This window comes from Devosia sp., assembly GCF_028290645.1.
GTDB lineage: Bacteria > Pseudomonadota > Alphaproteobacteria > Rhizobiales > Devosiaceae > Devosia_A.
In genome coordinates this window covers 1-4,414 of the sequence record NZ_JAQGJL010000268.1, presented here as the reverse complement: position 1 = coordinate 4,414, position 4,414 = coordinate 1, and the positions used below count along the sequence as shown (strand labels likewise).

The 4,414-nt window shown below is 65.4% G+C and carries 4 protein-coding genes and 1 pseudogene; all 5 read left to right on the top strand.

From position 1 onward, the window contains the following. Nucleotides 1–436 (top strand): annotated as a pseudogene (locus JWQ89_RS14595) (hypothetical protein); the annotation flags it as partial. Nucleotides 437–473: 37 nt separating this feature from the next. Next, a complete protein-coding gene (locus JWQ89_RS14590) occupies nucleotides 474–782 on the top strand; it encodes a hypothetical protein (protein ID WP_299642168.1) in 309 nt (102 codons plus the stop codon). 1 nt (nucleotide 783) lies between these two features. Then, nucleotides 784–1,185, top strand: a complete 402-nt coding sequence (locus JWQ89_RS14585) for a DUF3168 domain-containing protein (protein ID WP_299642166.1) — start codon at nucleotides 784–786, stop codon at nucleotides 1,183–1,185. Between the two features lie 3 nt (nucleotides 1,186–1,188). Next, complete coding sequence (locus JWQ89_RS14580) at nucleotides 1,189–2,022, top strand: hypothetical protein (protein ID WP_299642164.1); 834 nt, start codon at nucleotides 1,189–1,191, stop codon at nucleotides 2,020–2,022. 11 nt (nucleotides 2,023–2,033) lie between these two features. Beyond that, a complete protein-coding gene (locus JWQ89_RS14575) occupies nucleotides 2,034–4,313 on the top strand; it encodes a hypothetical protein (protein WP_299642162.1) in 2,280 nt (759 codons plus the stop codon). Nucleotides 4,314–4,414 lie beyond the last annotated feature (101 nt).

Genomic DNA, 4,414 nt, shown 5'->3' with positions numbered 1-4,414 from the left:
CAGCGGCGTGCTTTCCAAGATCGGCAACAGTTTCCTCGACAAAGGGCTTGACCTCATCGTCGGCTCGATCTTCCCGGGCACCGGCTTCGCCGATGGCGGCTATACCGGGGCCGGTGGTAAGTACGCGCCGGCCGGCGTGGTGCATCGCGGCGAGTTTGTCTTCGACGCCGAGTCCGTGCGCCGGCTCGGTGTGAATAACCTCGAGCGCATCCGGGGTTTCGCCGCCGGCGGTTTCGTCGGCCACGCCCCCGCGCTGCCACACGCCGACAACGACGCCGCCAGCGGTGGAGTCGTCGTCAACTACGCCCCCGTCATCCACGGCACTGGCGGCATGTCCCGCCGCGAGCTCCAAGCCACGCTGAAGGAGGACCGCGAGTCCTTCCGGCGCGAACTGCCCCGAATGATCGGCGACGCCCGCCGACGGGGCGGCATGTAAAGCACCTTGAATCCACTTATCTTTTTCGGAGGGACTCGTGTCCAAACCCATCAACTTCGCCGTGCCCTTCCCCGAGGCCGGCGAGAACGCCATCCTGACTTTCGACTTCAGCGACCTCGCGCGGCTGCAAGAGGATCTCGGACCCGAATACGTTCAGGTCGTCCTTCGCGGCCTCGATGCCTCGCGCATCCCGGTCATCGAAGGCGCCATGAAAATCGGAATCAAGGGCGGCGACTACGAGGCCGCAATGCGTAACGTCGCGGTTTCCGATCTGACGGGCCGGATCGCCGACGCCTTGATGCTTCGGCTGAAGGGCAAGACTGTCGCCGAGTTGGACGCCGCCTAACATGGCCGCAACGTGCGCACTTGATATCCTCCGCGGCGCGCTCGAAGGCGAGTCTGCAGTTACCGCAAAGGTCGGGGCCCGCATTTACCCGGTGGAGGCTCCCCAGCAGGCCACCATGCCCTCCCTGGTGCTCCACCTAGTGGACGAGCGGGATGAGCGCATGCTTTCGGGCGCCGGCCGGTACCCGGTGGCCCGCTTCATCGTGGATTGCATCGGCGAGACGTTCGGCCAGGCCGCGGGGTTGGGGCTTACCGTCAAGGATGCCCTCCGCGATTGGACCGGGACCGTAGAAGGCTTCTCAGCCTATTTCGATTGTGACGAAATCGATCACTTCGATCGCGGCGAGCGTGGCGATCTATGGCGCCGCCGTCTCGGCTTCGAGGCCCGGTTTCGCGCGGCTTGATGGATGGCCAAGCCCCGCCTCGCCGGCCCGCGCCCTGAGCGCCGCCAGCGGATATTTGAGGGCCCGGCCCGCGATGCCGTCATAGACAAGGCCGCTAGCATTCTCCGCCGTGGTGTCACCTCGAAATTCGAATTTGAAGCCGAGTGCCGCCATGGCATTCGCTGTGGGCTGATCGGGCACGGTCACGGCTGGCAAGCCGCCGACGCTGAAGCCGCGTCCCTAGTTGCTGCTGCCCTGAATTCGATTGGCGCCGTGCGGCCGCCTTGGGCCGTCGGGCAGCCTGAGGCGACGATACCGCGAGAGAACTGCCAACGTTGCGGCAAAGCGATCGATGACGAGGATCTTACGGCCGGTCGGCGGTATTGCTCAGAGGCTTGCGCCCAAGCGGCGAAGGCGTTTCGCGAGGAACATTTCCTTCATATCCAAGAGCTCCAGCGTCACGCCGCCTGGTTCATCTCGGCAACCGCCGCCGCGCCGGAAAAGCTGTGCGCGGTGTGCAACGAGCCCTTCCGCGCCCTTCGAGATTCTCAGACCACCTGCAGCCGCAAGTGCGGCTCAGCCTGGCGCATCGATCCCGCGCGCCAGAAACACTGCGCCGTCTGCCAGCGACCATTCCGGGATAAGCAAAGCGGCCGGGAACAAAGGTTCTGCTCACCAGAATGCGGTCTGAAGGGCATGCGGGCCGAACTGCCCCAGCGACAGTGCGCGCTCGATGAGTGCGGCATGCAGTTCGCCCCCAACTCGGTGCTGCAAAAGTACTGCTGCGAAGCTCACCGCGATCGCGCCAACGCCCGCGAGGCCCGCGCCCGCAAAGCCGCCCTAGCGGCGCTCCCGTAGGAACCCCCGACATGACCAGAATTTGGACCGGCACCGCTACGGTGGTGAGCGGCTATACGACCGTGACTGTTGTGTCCGGCGATCCGCTCACCGCTGCCAATTGCCCAGCCGACGCCACCATTGTCCTCGATGGCCTGACCTACTTCGTTGAGGAGCGCGTCGACTCCAGCACCGTTGAACTCACGCGCGCCTATGATGGCGTCGGTGGCACGGTGACGGCCGAGATCGACCCGATGACGCCGCTCACCTCGAGCATCGTGGCGCTGTCGCGGGAGGTGGCGGACTACGATGCAAGGCAGGCGCAGATCGATGCCTATGGCAAAGGGCTCTACTACACCGTCCTTAGCCAGACCGGGGCCAATGATCCCGGCCCGGGGAAGATCGCGCGCAACGCCGCGGCTTGGGCTGACGCCACCGAGGTCTATATCGACGTCCTCGACGCCGGCGGTTTTAGCGCGGCGCCGCTGATTGACCAGTGGGCGATCGATACCATCCTCACGGTCCGGTCGATTGCGACCCGCGGCTATGCCAGTTTCCGCGTTTCGAACGCCCCGGAAAGCCAGAGCGCGGCTTGGTACCTGCTCGACGATCTCGAGTATCTCGGCGGTGACGGCAGCATCGCCGATGGCGAAGACGTCGCCATTGAGTGGAACCGCGTTGGGTCGCAGGGCATCGAGACCGATGCGACGGTCGATGCAGTTGTCGGACTCGTCGCCTTCCTTGATGAGGCCCATGGCTTCCGAGTGCTGGTCAACGACACCGGCGATGGCCGTGCGGGCGTCTATACGCTCGACACTTCGGGCAGCCCGCAGCAGTTCATTGGGCCCGCCTACGTTGCGGGCCCTGTTGGTCCGACCGGCCCCGCCGGCGCAGGGATCGACTGGCAGGCGGGCGGTTGGGTCACCGCGACCGCCTATTCAGCCGGGGATGGCGTAGCCCAAGGCGGCTCGTCCTACATCTGCCTTATCGCTCATACGTCCGGGGTCTTCGCGACCGATCTTGCGGCCGGCAAATGGGAATTGATCGCGGCAAAGGGCGAGGCGGGCAACGACGGCGCCAATGGAACGAACGGGACCAATGGCGCGAACGGTACCAACGGCGCCGATGGCGTCTCCTTCGACTGGGAGGGCGCCTATTCCGGCGCCACAGCCTACGCCGCAAACGACGTGGTGCGAGATCAAAGCTCCTCGTGGATCGCGCTGCAGGCAACTACGGGCAATGCCCCCCCGACGCTGCCGACCACCAGCAACGCCTATTGGGAGTTGATGGCGCAGAAGGGGGCGGACGGGGCAGGATCAGGCAGCGTCACCTCGGTAGCGCTTGCGGCTCCGACCGGCCTCACCGTCTCGGGCTCCCCTATCACGGTTTCGGGCACCCTCACGCTCGCATGGACGGCGGGCTATCAGGGCTTCACGACCGCTGAGGCTACCAAGCTCGGCTACATAACGGTCACTCAAGCGGTCGACCTGGACGCGATTGAGACGAGCGTTGCCGCGCTCGGCACGGCCTCGACCAAGAATACCGGCACCAGCTCCGGCCAGGTCCCCATTCTCGACGGCAGCGGCAAACTCGACACTGCCGTGCTGCCGGCGCTGGCGATCACCAGTGTTTCGGTGGTAGCCAGCCAAGCGGCGATGCTCGCACTCACCGCACAAGAGGGTGACGTTGCGGTCCGTTCGGACCTGAACAAGAGCTACATCCTATCGACCAACAGCCCGTCGACCCTGGCGGACTGGAAGGAACTTCTCACCCCGACTGACGCGGTGCTGTCGGTCGCCGGGCTCACCGGGACGATCTCCGGCTCGGGCCTGAAGACTGCATTGGCGATCGTGCAGGCGGATGTGTCTGGCCTCACCACAGCTAGCTCGCCGCAGTTCACCGGCATCGAACTCGGGCACGCTACCGACACAACGCTCAGCCGCTCCGCTGCGGGCGTGATGGCGGTGGAGGGCGTCCCGCTCTACTCGAACATCCCGCAGAACAGCCAGAGTGCCGCCTACACCCTGGTACTGGCGGACGCGCAGAAGCACGTCTTCCACCCGTCCGCCGATACCACGGCGCGCACCTGGACCATCCCCGCCAACTCGAGCGTCGCCTACCCCGTCGGGACGGCCATCACCTTCATCAACCAGAACGCCGGCGGGGTGATCACCATATCGATCACGACCGACACGATGCGCCTGGCCGGCGCAGGAACGACCGGCAGTCGCACGCTTGCGGCGAACGGGGTGGCGACTGCGATCAAGGTTGCGTCGACGGAATGGATTATCTCTGGGACGGGGCTCACCTGATGGCTGCTGTAAGTCAAATGGCCATGATGATGGCTGCTCCGGCGGCGGGCGGGGGCAGTATCAGCCTCACCCAAAAGGGCTATGGCCACATCGGAACCGGC

Coding starts and splice junctions, on each gene's coding strand:
- JWQ89_RS14580 (WP_299642164.1), top strand. CDS start 1,189: ATGGCCAAGCCCCGCCTCGCCGGCCCGCGCCCTGAGCGCCGCCAGCGG.
- JWQ89_RS14575 (WP_299642162.1), top strand. CDS start 2,034: ATGACCAGAATTTGGACCGGCACCGCTACGGTGGTGAGCGGCTATACG.
- JWQ89_RS14585 (WP_299642166.1), top strand. CDS start 784: ATGGCCGCAACGTGCGCACTTGATATCCTCCGCGGCGCGCTCGAAGGC.